This window comes from Streptomyces sp. CB03234 (genome assembly GCF_001905885.1).
In the GTDB taxonomy this organism is placed as follows: Bacteria; Actinomycetota; Actinomycetes; order Streptomycetales; family Streptomycetaceae; genus Streptomyces.
The window spans coordinates 139,773-158,058 of sequence record NZ_LIYH01000010.1; the positions used below are offsets into that span (position 1 = coordinate 139,773).

Here is an 18,286-nt window from a genome sequence, read left to right on the forward strand (position 1 = left end):
TCCAGGAGTCGTGATCCGCCCACCCCTACCCCGTCCGCGCCGGACTACTCGATGCCCAGGTCCCGCCGCAGGTACTCCGCCGTGAACGACTTCCGGTGCTCCAGCAGCCGGGCGGGCGTCCCCTCGAAGACCAGCTCACCCCCGTGCTTGCCGCCGTCCGGGCCCAGGTCGATCACCCAGTCCGCCCCCTTGACCACATCCATGTTGTGCTCCACGCACACCACCGTGTTGCCGGCGTCGACCAGCCGGTCCAGCAGCGCGACGAGCGTGCCCACATCGGCCATGTGCAGCCCGGTCGTCGGCTCGTCCAGCACGTACACACTGCCCGTACGGTGCAACTGAGTCGCCAGCTTGATCCGCTGCCGCTCACCGCCCGACAGCGAGCTGAGCGGCTGCCCCAGCGTGAGGTAGGTCAGGCCCACGTCGTTCAGGGTGCGCAGCCTGCGCCTCAGCGCCGGGTCGTCGAAGAAGGCGATCGCGTCCGCCGCCGTCATCTCCAGTACGTCGACGATGGACCTGCCCCGTACCCGGTGCTCCAGCACGTCGTCGTGGAACCGCCGCCCCTCGCACGCCTCGCACGTCGTGGTGACCGGGTCCATGAAGGCCAGGTCGGTGTGGATGACCCCCCGCCCCGCGCACGTGCCGCACGCCCCCGCCGAGTTGAAGCTGAAGAGGGAGGCAGGGACACCGTTCTCCTTCGCGAACACCTTCCGTACGGTGTCCATGATCCCCAGGTACGACGCCGGGGTCGACCGCGACGACGCCGTGATCGCGCCCTGGTCGATGACGACCGCCTCCGGGTACGCGGACGTGAACACCTCCGACACGAGCGTCGACTTGCCCGACCCGGCGACCCCGGTCACGGCCGTCAGCACCCCGGTCGGGAAGCGGACGTCGATGCCCTTGAGGTTGTGCAGGTCCGCCCCGGTCACCGGCAGCCACCCGGTGGGCGAGCGGAACGTCTCCTTCAACGGCGTACGCCGGCGCAAACACCGTCCGGTGAGCGTGTCCGCGTCCCGCAGCCCGGCGAACGGCCCCGCGTACACCACCTCTCCGCCGTCCGTGCCGGCGCGCGGCCCCATGTCGACGATGTGGTCCGCGATCGCCATCACGTCCGGGTCGTGCTCCACTACCAGGACCGTGTTGCCCTTGTCCCGCAGCCGCCGCAGCAGGTCGTTGAGGCGCCCGACATCGCGCGGGTGCAGCCCCACGCTCGGCTCGTCGAAGACGAAGGTGAGCCCCGTCAGCGAACTGCCCAGGTGCCGAACCATCTTCAGCCGCTGGCCCTCGCCGCCCGACAGGGTCGTGGTCTCCCGGTCCAGACTCAGATAGCCCAGCCCGATCCCCACCAGCCGTTCCAGCCGCTCACGGGCGGCCGCCGCGATCGGCGTGGCGACCGGGTCGTCGATCCCGGCCAGGACGTCGACCAGGTCGGCCACCTCCATCCGCGTGTAGTCGGCGATGTTCAGCCCGTCGATACGGGTCGCGAGCGCCGCCTCGCTCAGCCGCGCCCCGCCACACGCCCCGCACACCCCCTGTGTGGTGACGCTCTGGACGGTCTCCTTGTACGCGTCGGACAACCCGGCCGTGTCACGCTTCAGGTACAGCCGGTCGAACCGGTCCACCAGCCCCTCGAACCGCACGTCCGCCGCACCGGACTTCATCACCAGCCGCACCTTCAGGTCCGAGCCCTCGCCCGTCCCGTACAGCAGCGCCCGGCGCTCCGCCTCCGTGTAGTCGGCGAGCGGTTTGTCCGGGTCGAAGAGGCCCGAGTCGGCGTACAGCTTCCACTGCCAGCTGCCGACGGACGTGCCCGGCAGCCGCAGTGCCCCGCCATTGAGGGACTTCGACCAGTCGACGGCCTTGTCCAGGTCGAGCCGGACCGTCCGCCCCACCCCGTCGCACACCGGGCACATCCCGGACGGGTCGTTGAAGGAGTACGCGGTCGCGGGGCCCGCGCTCGGAGTGCCGTACCGGGAGAACAGCACCCGGATCACCGAGAAGATGTCGGTCATCGTGCCGACCGTCGAGCGGACGTTGCCGCCGATGGGTTTCTGGTCGACGACGATCGCCACCGACAGGTCGTCGATCGCGTCGACGTGCGGCCGTTCGTACTTCGGCAACCGGTTCCTGATGAACCAGGTGAAGGTCTCGTTCAGCTGCCGCTGCGACTCGACGGCGATCGTGTCGAAGACGACCGACGACTTGCCGGAGCCGGACACGCCGGTGAAGACGGTGATGCGGTTCTTGGGGATGGTGAGGGAGACGTCCCGGAGGTTGTTCTCGCGGGCGCCCGCGATGACGATGTCTGAAGCCATACGGGGGACGCTAAGGCGAATACCCGACACCTACTGTCGGGTATTCGCCAGGTCGTCACCGGTTCGACAGCACCTCCTCCGCCGTCGTCGCCCGCATCTCGCCGTCCTCCAGCAGCAGCCAGCGCGTGATCCCGATCGACTCCAGGAACGGCACGTCGTGGCTCGCGACGATCAGTGCCCCCTCGTACGCGTCCAGCGCCGCGGCGAGCTTCCGTACGCCGGCCATGTCCAGGTTGTTCGTCGGCTCGTCCAGCATCAGCAGCTGCGGCGCCGGCTCGGCCAGCAGCAGCGCGGCGAGCGCCGCCCGGAACCGTTCGCCGCCCGACAGCGTCCCGGCCGGCTGGTCGGCCCGCGCGCCCCGGAACAGGAAGCGGGCCAGCCGCGCCCGGATCCGGTTGTCGGTCGCCTCGGGGGCGAACCGGGCGACGTTCTCCACCACGCTCAGATCGTCGTCGAGGATGTCCAGCCGCTGCGGCAGGAAACGCAGCGGGACGTGCGCCACCACCTCGCCCGACACCGGCTCCAGTTCACCGGCGACCGTGCGCAGCAGCGTCGTCTTGCCGGCGCCGTTGCGCCCGACGAGCGCGATCCGCTCCGGCCCGCGCAGCTCCCACTCGCCGCCGACCCGCGCCCCGTACCGCAGTTCCAGGTCGCGGAGCAGCAGCACGCCCCGCCCCGGTGGGACGGTGGTGTACGGCAGCTCGATACGGATCTCGTCGTCGTCCCGTACCGCCTCCACCGCCTCGTCGAGCCGCTCCTTGGCCTCGGCGAGCCTCTGGGCGTGCATGACGCGGTGCTTACCGGCCGACTCCTGGGCCGCCCGCATACGCAGCTTCATCACGGCGCGCGGTTCGCGCTTGGTGTCGTACATCTTCTGCCCGTACCGCTTGCGCCGGGCCAACTTCACCTGGGCGTCCGCCAGTTCGCGCTTCTGGCGCTGTACGTCGGCCTCGGCGACCCGCACCATGCGCTCGGCCGCCTCCTGTTCGGCGGCGAGCGCCTCCTCGTACGCGGAGTAGGCGCCGCCGTACCAGGTCACCTCCCCGTCACGGAGATCGGCGATCTGGTCGACCCGCTCCAGCAGTTCGCGGTCGTGGCTGACCACGACGAGGACGCCGGACCAGGCTTCCACGGCCGCGTACAGGCGGCGGCGGGCGTACAGGTCCAGGTTGTTCGTCGGCTCGTCGAGCAGCAGCACGTCCGGCCGGGCCAGCAGCAGGGCCGCGAGGCGCAGCAGGACGCACTCGCCACCCGACACCTCGCCGATGGTGCGGTCCAGGCCGATGTGCCCGAGGCCGAGCTGGTCGAGCGTGGCGCGCGCCCGCTCCTCCACGTCCCAGTCGTCGCCGACGGCCGTGAAGTGCTCCTCGCTCGCGTCACCGCCCTCGATGGCGTGCAGCGCGGCGCGGGTGGCGGCGATCCCGAGCGCCTGGTCGACGCGCAGCGCGGTGTCGAGCGTGGCGTTCTGCGGCAGGTGGCCGATCTCGCCCGCGGTGCGGACCGTGCCGTCGGTGGGGGTGAGTTCACCCGCGATCAGCTTCAGCAGGGTCGACTTCCCGGACCCGTTGAGGCCGACCAGGCCGGTCCTGCCGGGCCCGACCGCGAGCTGGAAGCCGTCCAGGACTTCCGTGCCGTCCGGCCAGGAGAAGGACAGGTCGGTGCAGGTGATGGAGGTGGGGAAGGTAGACATACGGGTCTCCCGGTTGCGTAAGGAAAAAGGGGGCAACGGGTGAGACACCAGGACGGCTCACGAGCCGAGGTCGCACACATCAGCGCGCACAGCGCCGAACGCGGCTGTGCGACACGGTGTCTCGAGACCTCAGAAGAGCAACGTCCTACTCCGTTCGGCGACGACAAGGGCCGGGAAGGAAGGTACGCCCGGCCCGCTGCGGGCCGCAACGGAATTGTCGGCGGCGCGGGACCGGTGCCGCCATCGTGAGCAGTCGGACGAGGGCGAGGCGACGAGCCGCACTGCGTGGTGACCGACGTGCCGGGACCGGCCTACGGGTGCGTGCGGTCCTCGAAGCACCGGCCGAGGGCGTCGCCCGGTTCCGGGAGGCTCTCCCGCGGATCCTGGCGCATGGGCCCGGCGCCGAGGGGCCGGTCCGCGTCACCTTCTGACGGCCCGAGCCCGGGGGCCCGTGGCTCAGCAGGCGTCGCGCAGCAACTCGGTGAGGTCCTGGTCGAGGTCCAGGAACCGGTGCTCGCAGCCCGCCGGCACCAGGTGCTGGGCGCGCCGGAGGAACCGGCGCACCTCGGAGGTGCGGACGTGCACCATCGCGACACCCTCGGGGGCGTGGAACTCCACGACCGTGCGGTCGTAGCCGAAGGGCCGTACGCGTACGTCGCCGAGCCCGGCCGGCTCCTCGACGCCCGTGGCGAGCAGTTCCCGCGAGAACTCCCAGGACACCTCGACGCCCTCCAGGGTGGCCCGCGCGGGGAAGGCCATCCGCACGGCGAAGGGGTCCTCGCGGTCGTAGCGCAGTGTCGCCGAGACGGTTTCCATACGGGGCGCGGACGCGACCAGGCGGGCCTGTACGGCCTGCTCGATGACGGTGGACAAGGCCTGCTCCCTCACACACGGCTGCGGCGTACGCCTCCCTGACGTCAGTGAGGACGACGAAATCCGTCGCCGCGTGCATTGCCGGTCGGTGTGACCTGCGTCACTCATGCGCCCTGGACGGCCGATCCGGTGTCGGCTACGTTCCCGCGCCATGACGTCCATGGGGAAGACGAGACGAGCGGTGTCGGTGGGGTTGTGCGGGGCCGCGCTGGCGGCCGCGCTGACCGCCCCGGCCCAGGCCGCTCCCACCACGGCGGGGCCCTCCTGGCAGCTGAAGGGGACCGGGACGGAGGTGCGCTTCCGGGGCCTGGCGGCCGTCAGCCGTTCCACCGCCTGGGTGGCCGGCTCCAAGGGCACGGTGCTGCGCACCTCGGACGGCGGCCGGAGCTGGCAGAACGTGTCGCCCGCGGACGCGCGCGAGCTGGAGTTCCGCGACATCGAGGCCTTCGACGGCCGCCGTGCGGTGGTGCTGGCGATCGGGGAGGGCGAGGCGTCCCGGATCTTCCGCACCGACGACGCCGGCGCCACCTGGACCGAATCGTTCCGCAACACCGACCCCAGGGCCTTCTACGACTGCGTCACGTTCTTCGACAGCCGGCACGGACTGGCCATGAGCGACCCGGTCGACGGGAAGTACCGCATCCTGTCGACCGGTGACGGCGGCCGCACCTGGAAGGTGCTGCCCACCACCGGAATGCCCGCCGCGCTCCCGGGCGAGGCGGGCTTCGCGGCGAGCGGCCAGTGCCTGGTCAGCTCCGGCCCCAAGGACGTGTGGCTCGCCACCGGGGGCGGCGCCACCGCGCGCGTGCTGCACTCCTCCGACCGCGGCCTCACCTGGACGGTCGCCGAGTCGACGATCCCGGCCGGGGACCCAGCGCGCGGGGTCTTCGCCCTCGCCTTCCGTGACCGTACGCACGGCCTCGCCGTCGGCGGCGACTACCGGACGGGGCAGCCGTCGCCCCGGGTGGGAGCCGTCAGCCGGGACGGCGGGCGCACCTGGCGGCAGGCGCACACCCCGCCGCCCGCCTACCGCTCGGGCGTGACCTGGCTCCCCCACAGCCGGTCGGCCGCCCTCGCCGTCGGCCCCACCGGCACGGACCTGACGACGGACAGCGGCCGCACCTGGCGGACCGTCGACACCGGCTCGTACGACACGGTCGACTGCGCCGCCGACTTCGGCTGCTGGGCCTCGGGAGAGAAGGGCCGGGTCGCCCGCCTGGAGGGGTAGGCCCCGGCAGGGCGGCGTGCGCGCGTACGGGAGCCATGCGTGAGGGCGGCGTGCGTGCGGAAGCCGCGCGTACGGGCGGCGGCGTCGCCCGGGCAGTGGCGTGTGTCCGGTGGCCACACCCGCCCCGGCCTCAGGCGGCCGGGGCGCCCAGCGCGTGCCCGGCCGCGGAGCCGGCCGGCCCGTCGGCTAGGGCCGCTCGCCCCCGCCACCACGGGACGAGCTGCGCGACACCGAACGACGCCTCCACGACGAGGAACAACCACAGCACCCCCGTGGCCCCCTGCACCAGCGCATACGCCTGCCACATCGCGAACAGCACGCGGGCGGCGCCGTCGAACAGCCCGTGCGCCGGCAGCGGCCTGACGATCCGCAGGAGTGCCCAGACGACCACGACGGAACCCAGGAGGTTCGCGTACATGGTCTGGACCGGATCGATGGCGGGCAGGCCCCCGACGCCGAGGGACGAACCCAGCGACGACAGCGCTCTGTGCACCAGCGCGTAGGTCCACGGCGTGGCGAAGCCCGCCGTGATGACGAGGTCGTACCAGGCGCTCGCCCGGACGACGCGCAGATAGGTACGGCGAGAAGAGGTCAATGGACTGATCACGGCGAGGCTCCTGCCGGTCCGGCGACGACGACGCCTCACGCTAAACAGTGGAGTACTGTCCCAGGTCAAGTCACGGGGGGACGGGGGACGTTCATGCGTATCGGCGAGCTCGCCGCGCAAGCGGGTGTCTCCAAGGACACCATTCGCTTCTACGAGAGGATCGGCCTCGTCACGGGGCGACGGCTCGCCAACGGCTACCGTGACTTCCCGCCCGAGACGGTGGCCTGGCTGGCTTACGTCCGCACCGCACAGGCGCTGGGCTTCTCCCTCGCCGAGATCGCCCGGCACGGCAGGGACCTCGGTGATGCCCCCGATGCCGCCGAGGCGCTGTCGGCGCTGATGCGGGAGAAGATTCGGTTCATCGACGCCCGCATGGCCGAACTCGCCGCCCTGAGGGCCGACCTCGAAGCGCGCGTCGGCACCGGCTGCCCCTTGCGCACGGCGGACCGGGTCGGCTGAGCGTCGAGGCGTACGGCAGTCGAGGCGTACGGCAAGGGCGGAGGGAGCGAGTGGCGCGCCGGCCACAGGGGGCACCCCGGCGACCACCCACTGATCGCCGGTGAGCGGCGCCGCGGACCGCTATGCCTGGGCCGGGAGCCGCTGACGGTACGCGGCGAGCCCGGGAGCCGTCCTCGTCGCGAGGAACTCCGTTATCCGGTACGCGCACACGCCGTCGACGACGAAGGGGTCCGTCGCCGTGAGCTCCTCGATCCGCGCACGGTCGTCCCCGACGGCCAGGATGATCCCGCCGTCGCGTGGATTCTTGCGGCCGGACGCGATGAACACGCCCGACTCGTAGTGGGAGTCGAGCCAGGCGACATGCTCCGCGAGCAGATCGTCCACCCGCTCGACGGGGCCGGTGTAGGTCAATTCCAGTACGAACATGCTCGCGAGGCTAGTGGGCCCCACTGACAGTCCCGGTCACCGAGCCCGGCGCCCCCCCGGCGGACATAAAGTGACCGTCACTATGACGATCATCGAAAAGCCCGCCGACTGGCCGTCCGACGAGTCCGAGGCACTGGCCGTCCAGGACGAACTGCGCGGCCGTGTCGTCCTCGACGAGCCGGGCCCGCCGCCCGGCACCGGACTGGTCACCGGCGTCGACGTGGCCTACGACGACGAGCGCGACCTCGTCGCCGCGGCGGCCGTCGTCCTGGACGCCCGTACGCTCACCGTCGTCGAGGAGGCCACCGCCGTCGGCCGGGTCTCCTTCCCGTACGTCCCCGGCCTCCTCGCCTTCCGCGAGATACCGACCGTGCTGGCCGCGCTCGACGCCCTCCGCGGCGGCCCGGGACTGGTGGTGTGCGACGGCTACGGCCAGGCCCACCCGCGCCGCTTCGGCCTCGCCAGCCACCTCGGCGTCCTCACCGGACTGCCCGTGATCGGCGTCGCCAAGAACCCGTTCACCTTCTCCTACGAGCCTCCCGCCCCCGAGCGCGGGGCATCCAGCCCCCTGGTCGCGGACGGCGAGGAGGTCGGCCGGGCGCTGCGCACCCAGGCGGCCGTCAAGCCGGTCTTCGTCTCGGTCGGCCACCGCGTCACCCTCGACAACGCCCGCGCCCACACCCTGCACCTGACGCCCCGCTACCGCATCCCGGAAACCACCCGCCGCGCGGACGCCCTGTGCCGACGCGCCCTCAAGGAGGCAACGGCATGATCGGCCGGCTCCAGTGCACGGTCCTGGACTGCCCCGACGTCCTGGTCCTGGCCCGCTTCTACCAGGGGCTGCTCGGCGGCGAGGTCAACCGCCCGGACCCCCGCTGGTCACTCGACACGGACTGGGCGACCCTCCACCTGGACGACGGACAGGTGCTGGCCTTCCAGCGGGCCGACCCCTACCATCCGCCCACCTGGCCCGACCCGGCGCGCCCCCAGCAGTTCCACCTGGACGTCGGCGTGCCCGACCTCGCGCGGGCGGGAGCGGACGTCCTCGCCCTGGGCGCCGCACCGCTGGACGACGGGGACCCCGCCCGTGGCTGGCACGTCTACGCCGACCCGGCGGGGCACCCCTTCTGTCTCGTACGCCACTGAGTGCGCCGCCGGCCTCAGCGCGTGTCGGCGACCCGGAAGCGGATCCCTGCCCGGCTCAGCCGCTCCAGCAGCGCGTCCCCCATCGCGACCGCAGTGGTGACCTGGCCGGCGGTCTTCGGCAGCGGGTCGAAGGCCAGGCACAGGGCCGACTCGGCGAACATCTTCGCCGTCTCGCCGTACCCGGGGTCGCCCCCCGACACCTCGGTGAACACCCGCCGCCCGCCGCCCTCGCCGACGAACCGCACCGTGAACCAGCTGCGCTCGCGGCGCTCCTCGTCGGGCCCCTGGCCCGCCTCGTAACGATCCATCAGCCACCGGCGGGCGGGCGGCAGCTGCGCGAGCGCGAACAGCGCGCCTATGGCTGCCGTCCCGCCGATGGCCATGGGCAGGGCCTTGACGGCCGCGTAGTGGCGGTAGCGGAAGTCCGGCCCGTACCGGGGCAGGGCCGCCGCCGAACGCGCCACCACCCCCGCGTCCAGGGTCGGCAGCGGCAGCGCCCACGCCCCGGTCTCCCGGCTGAAGCGCGGCGCCCCGAGCGGCGCCCGGGCCCGCCGCCCCACCAGCCGCGGCTCGTGCAGCCGCCGCTCGCGGGCCGCCCGCAGCATCTGCCGGCCCCGCCCCATGGCGGTGAGCGCGGAGGCGAACGTACCGCCCGAGAAGAAGGCGTTGGAGCGGACGAACCCGTCCACGGCCAGCGGCACGCCCTCGGGGAGCTGCGACACCGTGAAGTACACGCCCAGGTCGTGCGGGACCGAGTCGAAGCCGCAGGCGTGCACGATCCGCGCCCCGGTCTCACGGGCCCGCGCGTCATGGCGTACGTACATCAGGTCCACGAACTCCGGCTCACCGGTCAGGTCCACATAGTCCGTACCGGCCTCGGCGCAGGCGGCCACCAGCGGCTCGCCGTACCAGACGTACGGCCCGACGGTGGTGGCGACGACGCGGGCCGACTCGGCGAGTGCGCGCACCGAGTCCGGGTCGGCGGCGTCGGCGGTCAGCAGCGGCAGCTCGGCGCAGCGCGGCTGCTCGGCGGCCAGCCGGTCGCGCAGCGCTTCCAGCTTCGCCCGGCTGCGCCCGGCGAGCGCCCACCGGCAGGTCTCGGGGGCGTGCGCGGCGAGGTACCGGGCAGTCAGCTCCCCGACGAATCCGGTCGCCCCGAAGAGCACGACGTCAAACGCCCGTTCCGTGCCGTCCCGTGTCTCCATGCAGCCCTCCGCCGTCCGCGCCGTTGTCGGAGGCAGAGGCTAGCGTGCGGGATGAGGAGCGATGACCCGGGTGTCCTTTCCAAGCGCTTGTCCACAGGTCTTGTGCGGAGTGGAACACGTTCTTAGCATCATTGCTGTTACAGCAGTTGTGTCACAGTGCTGGGGGTTTGATGGCAGCGACAGGCAACGGCCCGCTCGCCGGGGTGCGCGTGGTCGAGCTGGCGGGTATCGGGCCCGGCCCGTTCGCCGCCATGCTCCTGGGCGACCTGGGCGCCGACGTCGTACGGGTCGACCGGCCCGGCGGCGCCGGACTCGCGATCGATCCGGCGTACGACCTCACCAACCGCAACAAACGCTCCGTGCTCATCGACCTCAAGGCGGACGGCGGCCCCGAGCGCGTCCTGGACCTCGTCGAGCGCGCCGACATCCTCATCGAGGGATATCGCCCCGGCGTCGCCGAACGCCTCGGGGTCGGGCCGGGGGAGTGCCTGGCCCGCAACCCGAAGCTGGTCTACGGGCGGATGACCGGCTGGGGACAGGAAGGCCCGCTCGCCCCGCGGGCCGGGCACGACATCGCGTACATCGCCATCACCGGCACCCTGTCCATGATCGGCAAGGCCGGTGAGCCGCCGACCGTCCCGGCCAATCTCGTCGGCGACTACGCCGGAGGCTCGCTCTATCTGGTCGTCGGCGTTCTCGCCGCGCTGCACCACGCGCGCGTGGAGGGCGGTGGCGGCCAGGTCGTCGACGCGGCGATCACCGACGGGACCGCCCACCTCGCCACGATGATCCACGGCATGATGGCCGCGGGCGGCTGGCAGGACCGGCGCGGCGCCAACCTTCTGGACGGCGGCTGCCCCTTCTACGGCACCTATGAGACGGCCGACGGCCAGTACATGGCGGTGGGCGCGCTGGAGCAGCAGTTCTACGACGAGTTCGTCCGCCTGCTCGGCATCACGGACATGGCCCCCCTCCGCAAGGACTTCGCCCGCTGGGGCGAGCTGCGCGCCGCCGTCACCGAGCGCTTCAAGGAGAAGACCCGCGCCGAGTGGACGGCCGTCTTCGAGGGCTCCGACGCCTGCGTCGCCCCCGTCCTGTCGCTGCGCGAGGCGCCCGCCCACCCGCACCTCGCCGCGCGCGGCACCTTCACCGACCACGGCGGGATCACCCAGCCCGCCCCCGCGCCCCGTTTCTCCGCGACGCCCGGCTCGCTGACCCGGCCGCCCGCCCAGCCGGGCGCCGACACCGACGACGTCGCCCGGGACTGGGACGTACCCAGCATCCACAGCGACCACGACAGGGGGACCAGGTGAAGCGCCGGATCTTCCAGCCCGAACACGACGCGTTCCGCGAGACCGTCCGCACCTTCCTCACCAAGGAGGTCCTCCCGCACTACGAGCAGTGGGAGAAGGACGGCATCGTCCCCCGCGACGCCTGGCTCGCGGCCGGCCGCCAGGGCCTGCTCGGCATCGCCGTCCCCGAGGAGTACGGAGGCGGCGGCACCACCGACTTCCGCTACAGCACCGTCCTCGCCGAGGAGTTCACCCGCGCGGGCGCCCCGGGGCTCGCCATCGGCCTGCACAACGACGTCATCGGCCCCTACCTCACCTCGCTCTCCACCGACGAGCAGAAGCGGCGCTGGCTGCCGGGCTTCTGCACCGGCGAGATCATCACCGCCATCGCCATGACCGAGCCCGGCGCCGGGTCCGACCTCCAGGGCATCCGCACCACCGCCGAGGACAAGGGCGACCACTGGCTGCTCAACGGCTCCAAGACCTTCATCTCCAACGGCATCCTCGCCGACCTAGTGATCGTCGTCGCCAGGACCACCCCCGAGGGCGGTGCGCACGGCCTGTCCCTCCTGGTCGTCGAACGCGGCATGGACGGCTTCGAGCGCGGCCGCAACCTGGACAAGATCGGCCAGAAGTCCCAGGACACGGCCGAGCTGTTCTTCCACGACGTACGCGTCCCCAAGGACAACCTCCTCGGCGAGCTGAACGGCGCGTTCGTCCACCTGATGACCAACCTCGCGCAGGAGCGGCTGAGCATCGCGGTCGCCGGCATCGCCGCCGCCGAGCACCTGCTGGAGATCACCACGGCGTACGTGAAGGAGCGCGAGGCGTTCGGGCGGTCGCTCGCCAGGCTCCAGCACATCCGCTTCGAGATCGCGGAGATGGCCACCGAATGCGCCGTCACACGCGCGTTCCTCGACCGCTGCATCACCGACCACACGAACGGGGAACTCGACGCCGTTCACGCCTCCATGGCCAAGTGGTGGGCCACCGAACTGCAGAAGCGGGTCGCCGACCGCTGCCTGCAGCTGCACGGCGGCTACGGCTACATGGCCGAATACCCGGTCGCCAGGGCCTACACCGATGGCCGGATCCAGACCATTTACGGCGGTACGACCGAAATCATGAAGGAAATCATCGGCCGTTCCCTGCTCGGCTGACCCCTCCCTGAAAGGCTTGCCCAGTGAGCACCGAAGCGTACGTCTATGACGCGATCCGCACCCCGCGCGGGCGCGGGAAGGCCAATGGCGCCCTGCACGGCACCAAGCCGATCGACCTGGTGGTCGGCCTCATCCACGAACTGCGCGGCCGGTTCCCCGGCCTCGACCCCGCCGCGATCGACGACATCGTCCTCGGTGTCGTCGGCCCCGTCGGCGACCAGGGCTCCGACATCGCCCGTATCGCCGCCATCGCCGCCGGCCTGCCCGACACCGTCGCCGGCGTACAGGAGAACCGCTTCTGTGCCTCCGGCCTCGAAGCCGTCAACATGGCCGCGATGAAGGTCCGCTCCGGCTGGGAGGACCTCGTCCTCGCGGGCGGCGTCGAGTCGATGTCGCGGGTGCCGATGGCCTCCGACGGCGGCGCCTGGTTCGCCGACCCGATGACCAACTGGGACACCAACTTCGTCCCCCAGGGCATCGGCGCCGACCTGATCGCCACCATCGAGGGCTACTCGCGGCGCGACGTCGACGAGTACGCCGCGCTCTCGCAGGAACGGGCCGCCACCGCCTGGAAGGACGGCCGCTTCGACCGGTCCGTCGTGCCCGTCAAGGACCGCGCCGGCCTGGTCGTCCTCGACCACGACGAGCACATGCGGCCCGGCACCACCGCCGACTCGCTCGCCTCCCTCAAGCCCTCCTTCGCGGCCATCGGAGACATGGGCGGCTTCGACGCCGTGGCCCTGCAGAAGTACCACTGGATCGAGAAGATCGACCACGTCCACCACGCCGGCAACTCCTCCGGCATCGTCGACGGCGCCGCCCTCGTCGCCATCGGCACCAAGGAGGTCGGCGAGCGGTACGGGCTGACGCCCCGCGCCCGGATCGTCTCCGTGGCCGTCTCCGGCTCCGAGCCCACCATCATGCTCACCGGCCCGGCGCCCGCCTCCAAGAAGGCCCTCGCCAAGGCCGGGCTGACCATCGACGACATCGACCTGGTCGAGATCAACGAGGCGTTCGCGGCGGTCGTGCTGCGCTTCGTCAAGGACATGGGCCTGTCCCTGGACAAGGTCAACGTCAACGGCGGCGCCATCGCCATGGGACACCCGCTGGGCGCGACCGGCGCGATGATCCTCGGCACCCTCGTCGACGAACTGGAGCGCCAGGACAAGCGCTACGGCCTCGCCACGCTCTGCGTCGGCGGAGGCATGGGCATCGCCACCGTCGTCGAGCGCGTCTGACCCCGTCCTTTCCCGCACGGCCTTACGGAGTAGCCACAGCCATGAGCCAGTCCACCACCATCCGCTGGGAACAGGACGAGACCGGCGTCGTCACCCTCGTCCTCGACGACCCCGACCAGTCCGCCAACACCATGAACCAGGCCTTCAGGACCTCGATCGCGGCCGTCGCCGACCGCGCCGAGGCCGAGAAGGACTCCATCCGGGGCATCATCTACACCTCCGCCAAGAAGACCTTCTTCGCGGGCGGCGACCTCAAGGACATGATGAAGGCCGGGCCCGCCGACGCCCCGCACGTCTTCGAAGCCTCCACGGAGATCAAGCGGTCCCTGCGCCGCATCGAGACCCTCGGCAAGCCGGTCGTCGCCGCCATCAACGGCGCCGCCCTCGGCGGCGGGTACGAGATCGCCCTCGCCTCCCACCACCGCATCGCCCTCGACGCGCCCGGCTCCAAGATCGGCCTGCCCGAGGTCACCCTCGGCCTCCTCCCCGGCGGCGGTGGCGTCACCCGTACCGTACGCCTCATGGGCATCGCCGACGCCCTGCTGAAGGTGCTCCTCCAGGGCACCCAGTACCCGCCTCAGCGGGCCCTGGAGAACGGCCTGGTCCATGAAGTGGCCGCCACCCAGGAGGAGATGCTCGCCAAGGCGAGGGCGTTCATCGACGCGCACCCCGAGTCGCAGCAGCCCTGGGACGTCCCCGGCTACAAGATCCCCGGCGGCACCCCGGCGCACCCCAAGTTCGCGGCCAACCTGCCGGCCTTCCCGGCCAACCTGAAGAAGCAGCTGAACGGCGCCCCCTACCCTGCACCCCGCAACATCCTCGCGGCTGCCGTCGAAGGCTCCCAGGTCGACTTCGAGACCGCGCTGACCATCGAGGCGCGGTACTTCACCGAGCTGGTCACCGGCCAGACCGCGAAGAACATGATCCAGGCGTTCTTCTTCGACCTTCAGGCGGTCAACTCCGGCGCCAGCCGCCCCCAGGGCATCGAACCCCGCCAGGTCCGCAAGGTCGCCGTCCTCGGCGCGGGCATGATGGGCGCGGGCATCGCGTACTCCTGCGCCAAGGCGGGCATCGAGGTCGTCCTGAAGGACGTGTCGGCCGAGGCGGCGCAGAAGGGCAAGGCGTACTCCGTCAAGCTGCTCGACAAGGCGCTGGCCCGGGGCCGTACGACCGAGGCCAAGCGCGACGCGCTGCTGGCCCGCATCACGCCGACCGCCGACCCCGCCGACCTGGCCGGCTGCGACGCCGTCATCGAGGCCGTCTTCGAGGACACGGCGCTCAAGCACAAGGTGTTCCAGGAGATCCAGGACATCGTCGAGCCCGACGCGCTGCTCTGCTCCAACACCTCCACCCTCCCGATCACGCTCCTCGCGGAGGGCGTCGAGCGCCCGGCCGACTTCATCGGCCTGCACTTCTTCTCACCGGTCGACAAGATGCCGCTCGTCGAGATCATCAAGGGCGAGCGGACCGGCGACGAGGCACTCGCGCGCGCCTTCGACCTCGTACGGCAGATCAACAAGACGCCGATCGTCGTCAACGACTCGCGTGGCTTCTTCACCTCCCGCGTCATCGGCCAGTTCATCAACGAGGGCGTGGCGCTGGTCGGCGAGGGCGTGGAGCCCGCGTCCATCGAGCAGGCGGCGGCACAGGCCGGCTACCCGGCCAAGGTGCTGTCCCTGATGGACGAGCTGACCCTCACCCTCCCGCGCAAGATCCGTAACGAGACGCGGCGGGCCGTCGAGGAGGCGGGCGGCACCTGGCAGGAGCACCCGGCGGACGCGGTGATCGACCGGATGGTCGACGAGTTCGGCCGCACCGGCCGCAGCGGCGGGGCGGGCTTCTACGACTACGACGACGAGGGCAAGCGCCAGGGCCTGTGGCCCGGCCTGCGCGAGCACTTCTCGAAGCCCGAGGCCGCCGTCCCCTTCGACGACATGAAGGAGCGGATGCTGTTCTCCGAGGCGCTGGACACCGTCCGCTGCCTGGAGGAGGGCGTCCTCACCTCGGTCGCCGACGCCAACATCGGCTCCATCATGGGCATCGGCTTCCCCGCGTGGACCGGCGGTGTGCTCCAGTACATCAACGGCTACGAGGGCGGCCTGCCCGGCTTCGTCGCGCGGGCGCGGGAGCTGGCCGCGCGGTACGGGGAGCGGTTCCAGCCGCCGGCGCTGCTGGTGGAGAAGGCGGAGCGGGGCGGGACGTTCAGCGACTGACGCCGCCGGGACGGCCGTCCGGGTCCACCGGACGGTCGTCCTGGTGCCGGCTCAGCGCCCGCCCGTAGCGGCGCGAGATCTCCGGCATGAGTGACTCGCCCGCGGCCGGGCGGGCGAGCCCGAACACGTACCCGGGGAAGTCGAGTTCCCGCTGCACCGCCCAGATCTCGCCATGGTCGTCCGGCGGGAACAGCTGCCCGGGGTCCCCCACGGCGACCCAGCCGATCGGTACGGTCGTGTCCTCGGCCAGGACCGTCCTGAGATGGACGACAGCGTTGATACGGACCTCGCACCGGGCCCCGATACGCGCGCCGTTGAACACCCGCGTACCGGTGGCGAGGAACACGTCGTCGGCCGCCTCGCAGCCGACGAGGTACGCGCCGGGGCCGACGAGCACGTGCCGGCCCAGCCGCAGCGGGTCCTGGCGAGTGCCGCGCAGCACCGCGTTCTCCATCACGATGCAGCCCTCACCCAGCTCGACCGGCCCGCCCTCGGCCGTCAGGACGGCCCCGAACAGGACCCGGCAGCCCGGTCCGACCCGCACGTCGCCACAGAGGGTGGCATTGGGCGCGACATAGGCGGTGGGATCGACGGTGGGCGCGTGCCCCTGGTGCTCGAACAGCATGGCCATGACCCGCATCGTGCCACCCTCGGCTTCCCTGCGCCTCATTCCGCGCGGAACGCGGCGCGCAGCTCCTCCTTCAGCGACCGCTGGAACGCGGTGACGAGCGCCTGCACCACCAGCGGCTGCATATGGGCGGACAGCGACTTCATCGCCGCCAGGTGCTCCGGGTCCGACTCGCGTTCCCGGTACGGGTCCCACACCTCGTCCCGGAACAGCCGCGTCAGCTCGTGCGCGGCCGACCGGGTGTGCTCCACCAGCACGGTGCGCGCCGCCAGGATCGTCTCGTGCGCGATGGGTACGTCCAGCAGCCGCACGCCCAGCCTCAGCAGGCCCGGGTCCACCCGGAAGGTGTCGTCCCGCCCCGTGCGGGCCAGCACGTCCATCGCGGCCAGCCGGTCCAGGTCCTCGTCGCCGAGCGCCCGGCCGGCCCGCCGCTCCAGCTCCGCCCGGGACAACTCCTCCGGCGCGTCCGGGGCCCAGGTCGCCACCAGGGCCCGGTGGATGGCCAGATCGTGGGCGCTCAGGTCCGGCGGGAGCTGCTCCAGGTACCGTTCGATCGCGGCGAGCGTCATGCCCTGGTGCTGGAGCTCCTCGATGAGCGCCAGCCGGGACAGGTGCTCGGGCCCGTAGTGCCCCACCCGGCGCGGGCCGATGACCGGCGGCGGAAGCAGTCCGCGGGTGCTGTAGAACCGGATGGTGCGCACGGTGACGCCCGCCCGGGCGGCAAGCTCGTCGACGGTCAGCGTCGGCTGCTCCTCCGTCGCCTCGGTCGCTCCGGTCACCTCGGTCGCCATGCGGGGCCTCACTTCCGGCTGGTGCGCTGGTCCAGTACAACAGTATTGCTGTCTCACCACTGCTGTGAAAGTCGTGGGTGAGGGTCAGTGACAGGGGCGACCGACCAGCCGCCCCGTTCCGTCTTGGGGGAATCAAGCGGCGGGACGAGTTGTCGAGCGCTGGAGGCAGTGATCAGGCGTGATCAGGCAGTGATCAGGCAGGGTGGACGGATGTCTGAGTGTTTCTTGCCCGGAGGTTTCGTCAACGCGGTCGTTCGTGTCGGAGACACGGTGCGCCGTCCAGCCTCGGCCCGCACGGAGTTCGTGGGGGATCTGCTGCGGTTGCTCGAAGCCAGTGGCTGGAGTGGTGCTCCGCGGTATCTCGGTGTGGACGATGAGGGCCGCGAGGTCCTCAGTTACCTCGATGGCCATGTGGCATGGGAGCCGCGACAACCTGCTGCTGTGTCATCCGACGAGAGTCTGGTGGCGGTCGCCCGGCTCGTGCGGGAGTTCCACGACCTGACGGCCGGCACCCGGCTGGCCGGAGACCAGGAGGTCGTGTGTCACAACGACCTGTCGCCCAAGAACACTGTCTATCAGCTGTCCGGAGGCGAGCTTCGGCCGGCGGCATTCATCGACTGGGACCTTGCCGCGCCGGGCGCGCGGATCCACGACATCGCTCATGTCTGCTGGCAGTACCTCGATCTGGGCCCTTCAGTCACCGACGTCGAGGAGGTGGCCCGGCGCATGAAGCTGATCGTGGACAGCTACGAGTTGCCCGACCGGCGGCGTCTCGTGTCCACGATCCTGTGGTGGCAGGACCGGTGCCGGCGGGGCATCGAGACCCGGGCTGACGCGGGTGACGTCGCCATGGCCCGGCTCCGTGACGTAGGGGCGGTGAGGCAAGTCCAGGCGGCCTGGCAGTGGGTTTCCGATCACCGGGCCGCGTTGGAACGCTCAGTGCGGTGAGCGCGTGGGTAACGGCCGCAGTCGGTTCGCTGACTCCGTTCCGTGGCGGTTGGACGGCCTCCCT

General features: G+C 71.6%; 17 protein-coding genes. 9 read left to right on the forward strand and 8 right to left on the reverse strand.

Annotated elements, in window-relative coordinates:
* Nucleotides 1–44: 44 nt before the first annotated feature.
* From AMK26_RS34730 to AMK26_RS34740, 3 genes are all read right to left on the reverse strand, one after another.
* Nucleotides 45–2,318, reverse strand: a complete 2,274-nt coding sequence (locus tag AMK26_RS34730) for an ATP-binding cassette domain-containing protein (RefSeq protein ID WP_073760131.1) — start codon at nucleotides 2,316–2,318, stop codon at nucleotides 45–47.
* Between the two features lie 55 nt (nucleotides 2,319–2,373).
* Nucleotides 2,374–4,008, reverse strand: coding sequence for an ABC-F family ATP-binding cassette domain-containing protein (locus AMK26_RS34735; protein WP_073760132.1), 1,635 nt, complete (start codon nucleotides 4,006–4,008; stop codon nucleotides 2,374–2,376).
* 456 nt (nucleotides 4,009–4,464) lie between these two features.
* Entirely contained in the window at nucleotides 4,465–4,881 is a 417-nt protein-coding gene (locus AMK26_RS34740; RefSeq protein WP_073760133.1) for an SsgA family sporulation/cell division regulator, read from the reverse strand.
* Between the two features lie 151 nt (nucleotides 4,882–5,032).
* Here AMK26_RS34740 and AMK26_RS34745 point away from each other — a divergent pair, with 151 nt between their 5' ends.
* On the forward strand, nucleotides 5,033–6,109 hold the full coding sequence (locus AMK26_RS34745; protein ID WP_198944245.1) for a WD40/YVTN/BNR-like repeat-containing protein: 1,077 nt from the start codon (nucleotides 5,033–5,035) through the stop codon (nucleotides 6,107–6,109).
* Nucleotides 6,110–6,239: 130 nt separating this feature from the next.
* On the opposite strand, the gene AMK26_RS34750 is transcribed toward AMK26_RS34745, so the two are convergent.
* The gene (locus AMK26_RS34750; protein WP_073760134.1) at nucleotides 6,240–6,716 is read right to left on the reverse strand and encodes a hypothetical protein; all 477 of its coding nucleotides are present in this window, start codon (nucleotides 6,714–6,716) and stop codon (nucleotides 6,240–6,242) included.
* A 93-nt stretch (nucleotides 6,717–6,809) separates the two neighbouring features.
* Here AMK26_RS34750 and AMK26_RS34755 point away from each other — a divergent pair, with 93 nt between their 5' ends.
* Nucleotides 6,810–7,175, forward strand: coding sequence for a MerR family transcriptional regulator (locus AMK26_RS34755; RefSeq protein WP_073760135.1), 366 nt, complete (start codon nucleotides 6,810–6,812; stop codon nucleotides 7,173–7,175).
* Between the two features lie 120 nt (nucleotides 7,176–7,295).
* Here the strand turns inward: AMK26_RS34755 and AMK26_RS34760 are convergent, their stop codons facing one another.
* Nucleotides 7,296–7,601 carry a YciI family protein gene (locus AMK26_RS34760; protein ID WP_073760136.1) on the reverse strand — a complete coding sequence of 102 codons (306 nt, stop codon included), beginning with the start codon at nucleotides 7,599–7,601 and terminating at the stop codon, nucleotides 7,296–7,298.
* 82 nt (nucleotides 7,602–7,683) lie between these two features.
* Between AMK26_RS34760 and AMK26_RS34765 the strand changes: the two genes are divergently transcribed.
* Together AMK26_RS34765 and AMK26_RS34770 are read left to right on the forward strand one after the other, a co-directional pair.
* Entirely contained in the window at nucleotides 7,684–8,373 is a 690-nt protein-coding gene (locus AMK26_RS34765) for an endonuclease V (protein WP_073760137.1), read from the forward strand.
* Nucleotides 8,370–8,747 (forward strand): VOC family protein, encoded by a 378-nt coding sequence (locus AMK26_RS34770; RefSeq protein WP_073760138.1) that lies wholly within the window; start codon nucleotides 8,370–8,372, stop codon nucleotides 8,745–8,747. The genes AMK26_RS34765 and AMK26_RS34770 overlap by 4 nt, the downstream gene beginning before the upstream one ends.
* Before the next feature lie 14 nt (nucleotides 8,748–8,761).
* Here AMK26_RS34770 and AMK26_RS34775 read toward each other — a convergent pair whose 3' ends face one another.
* Nucleotides 8,762–9,952, reverse strand: coding sequence for a saccharopine dehydrogenase family protein (locus AMK26_RS34775; protein WP_073760140.1), 1,191 nt, complete (start codon nucleotides 9,950–9,952; stop codon nucleotides 8,762–8,764).
* A 170-nt stretch (nucleotides 9,953–10,122) separates the two neighbouring features.
* Here AMK26_RS34775 and AMK26_RS34780 point away from each other — a divergent pair, with 170 nt between their 5' ends.
* The 4 genes from AMK26_RS34780 to AMK26_RS34795 are packed head-to-tail and all read left to right on the forward strand — an operon-like array spanning nucleotide 10,123 to nucleotide 15,855.
* Nucleotides 10,123–11,265 carry a CaiB/BaiF CoA transferase family protein gene (locus AMK26_RS34780; protein ID WP_198944246.1) on the forward strand — a complete coding sequence of 381 codons (1,143 nt, stop codon included), beginning with the start codon at nucleotides 10,123–10,125 and terminating at the stop codon, nucleotides 11,263–11,265.
* Entirely contained in the window at nucleotides 11,262–12,404 is a 1,143-nt protein-coding gene (locus tag AMK26_RS34785; RefSeq protein ID WP_073760142.1) for an acyl-CoA dehydrogenase family protein, read from the forward strand. Before AMK26_RS34780 ends, AMK26_RS34785 begins: the two co-directional genes overlap by 4 nt.
* A gap of 23 nt (nucleotides 12,405–12,427) precedes the next feature.
* Nucleotides 12,428–13,642 (forward strand): acetyl-CoA C-acetyltransferase, encoded by a 1,215-nt coding sequence (locus AMK26_RS34790; RefSeq protein ID WP_073760144.1) that lies wholly within the window; start codon nucleotides 12,428–12,430, stop codon nucleotides 13,640–13,642.
* A gap of 41 nt (nucleotides 13,643–13,683) precedes the next feature.
* A complete protein-coding gene (locus AMK26_RS34795) occupies nucleotides 13,684–15,855 on the forward strand; it encodes a 3-hydroxyacyl-CoA dehydrogenase NAD-binding domain-containing protein (RefSeq protein WP_073760146.1) in 2,172 nt (723 codons plus the stop codon).
* Here AMK26_RS34795 and AMK26_RS34800 read toward each other — a convergent pair.
* Entirely contained in the window at nucleotides 15,845–16,486 is a 642-nt protein-coding gene (locus AMK26_RS34800; RefSeq protein ID WP_241838224.1) for a gamma carbonic anhydrase family protein, read from the reverse strand. The genes AMK26_RS34795 and AMK26_RS34800 overlap by 11 nt on opposite strands.
* A 35-nt stretch (nucleotides 16,487–16,521) precedes the next feature.
* Entirely contained in the window at nucleotides 16,522–17,274 is a 753-nt protein-coding gene (locus AMK26_RS34805) for a MerR family transcriptional regulator (protein WP_073760148.1), read from the reverse strand.
* 303 nt (nucleotides 17,275–17,577) lie between these two features.
* Between AMK26_RS34805 and AMK26_RS34810 the strand changes: the two genes are divergently transcribed.
* Nucleotides 17,578–18,222, forward strand: a complete 645-nt coding sequence (locus AMK26_RS34810) for a phosphotransferase (RefSeq protein ID WP_241838225.1) — start codon at nucleotides 17,578–17,580, stop codon at nucleotides 18,220–18,222.
* Nucleotides 18,223–18,286: the final 64 nt, after the last annotated feature.

Bases quoted from the DNA above. Each gene is read 5' to 3' on its own strand.
- AMK26_RS34730 (WP_073760131.1), bottom strand. From the start codon at position 2,318: ATGGCTTCAGACATCGTCATCGCGGGCGCCCGCGAGAACAACCTCCGG.
- AMK26_RS34735 (WP_073760132.1), bottom strand. From the start codon at position 4,008: ATGTCTACCTTCCCCACCTCCATCACCTGCACCGACCTGTCCTTCTCC.
- AMK26_RS34745 (WP_198944245.1), top strand. From the start codon at position 5,033: ATGACGTCCATGGGGAAGACGAGACGAGCGGTGTCGGTGGGGTTGTGC.
- AMK26_RS34755 (WP_073760135.1), top strand. From the start codon at position 6,810: ATGCGTATCGGCGAGCTCGCCGCGCAAGCGGGTGTCTCCAAGGACACC.
- AMK26_RS34760 (WP_073760136.1), bottom strand. From the start codon at position 7,601: ATGTTCGTACTGGAATTGACCTACACCGGCCCCGTCGAGCGGGTGGAC.
- AMK26_RS34765 (WP_073760137.1), top strand. From the start codon at position 7,684: ATGACGATCATCGAAAAGCCCGCCGACTGGCCGTCCGACGAGTCCGAG.
- AMK26_RS34770 (WP_073760138.1), top strand. From the start codon at position 8,370: ATGATCGGCCGGCTCCAGTGCACGGTCCTGGACTGCCCCGACGTCCTG.
- AMK26_RS34775 (WP_073760140.1), bottom strand. From the start codon at position 9,952: ATGGAGACACGGGACGGCACGGAACGGGCGTTTGACGTCGTGCTCTTC.
- AMK26_RS34780 (WP_198944246.1), top strand. From the start codon at position 10,123: ATGGCAGCGACAGGCAACGGCCCGCTCGCCGGGGTGCGCGTGGTCGAG.
- AMK26_RS34795 (WP_073760146.1), top strand. From the start codon at position 13,684: ATGAGCCAGTCCACCACCATCCGCTGGGAACAGGACGAGACCGGCGTC.
- AMK26_RS34800 (WP_241838224.1), bottom strand. From the start codon at position 16,486: ATGGCCATGCTGTTCGAGCACCAGGGGCACGCGCCCACCGTCGATCCC.
- AMK26_RS34805 (WP_073760148.1), bottom strand. From the start codon at position 17,274: ATGGCGACCGAGGTGACCGGAGCGACCGAGGCGACGGAGGAGCAGCCG.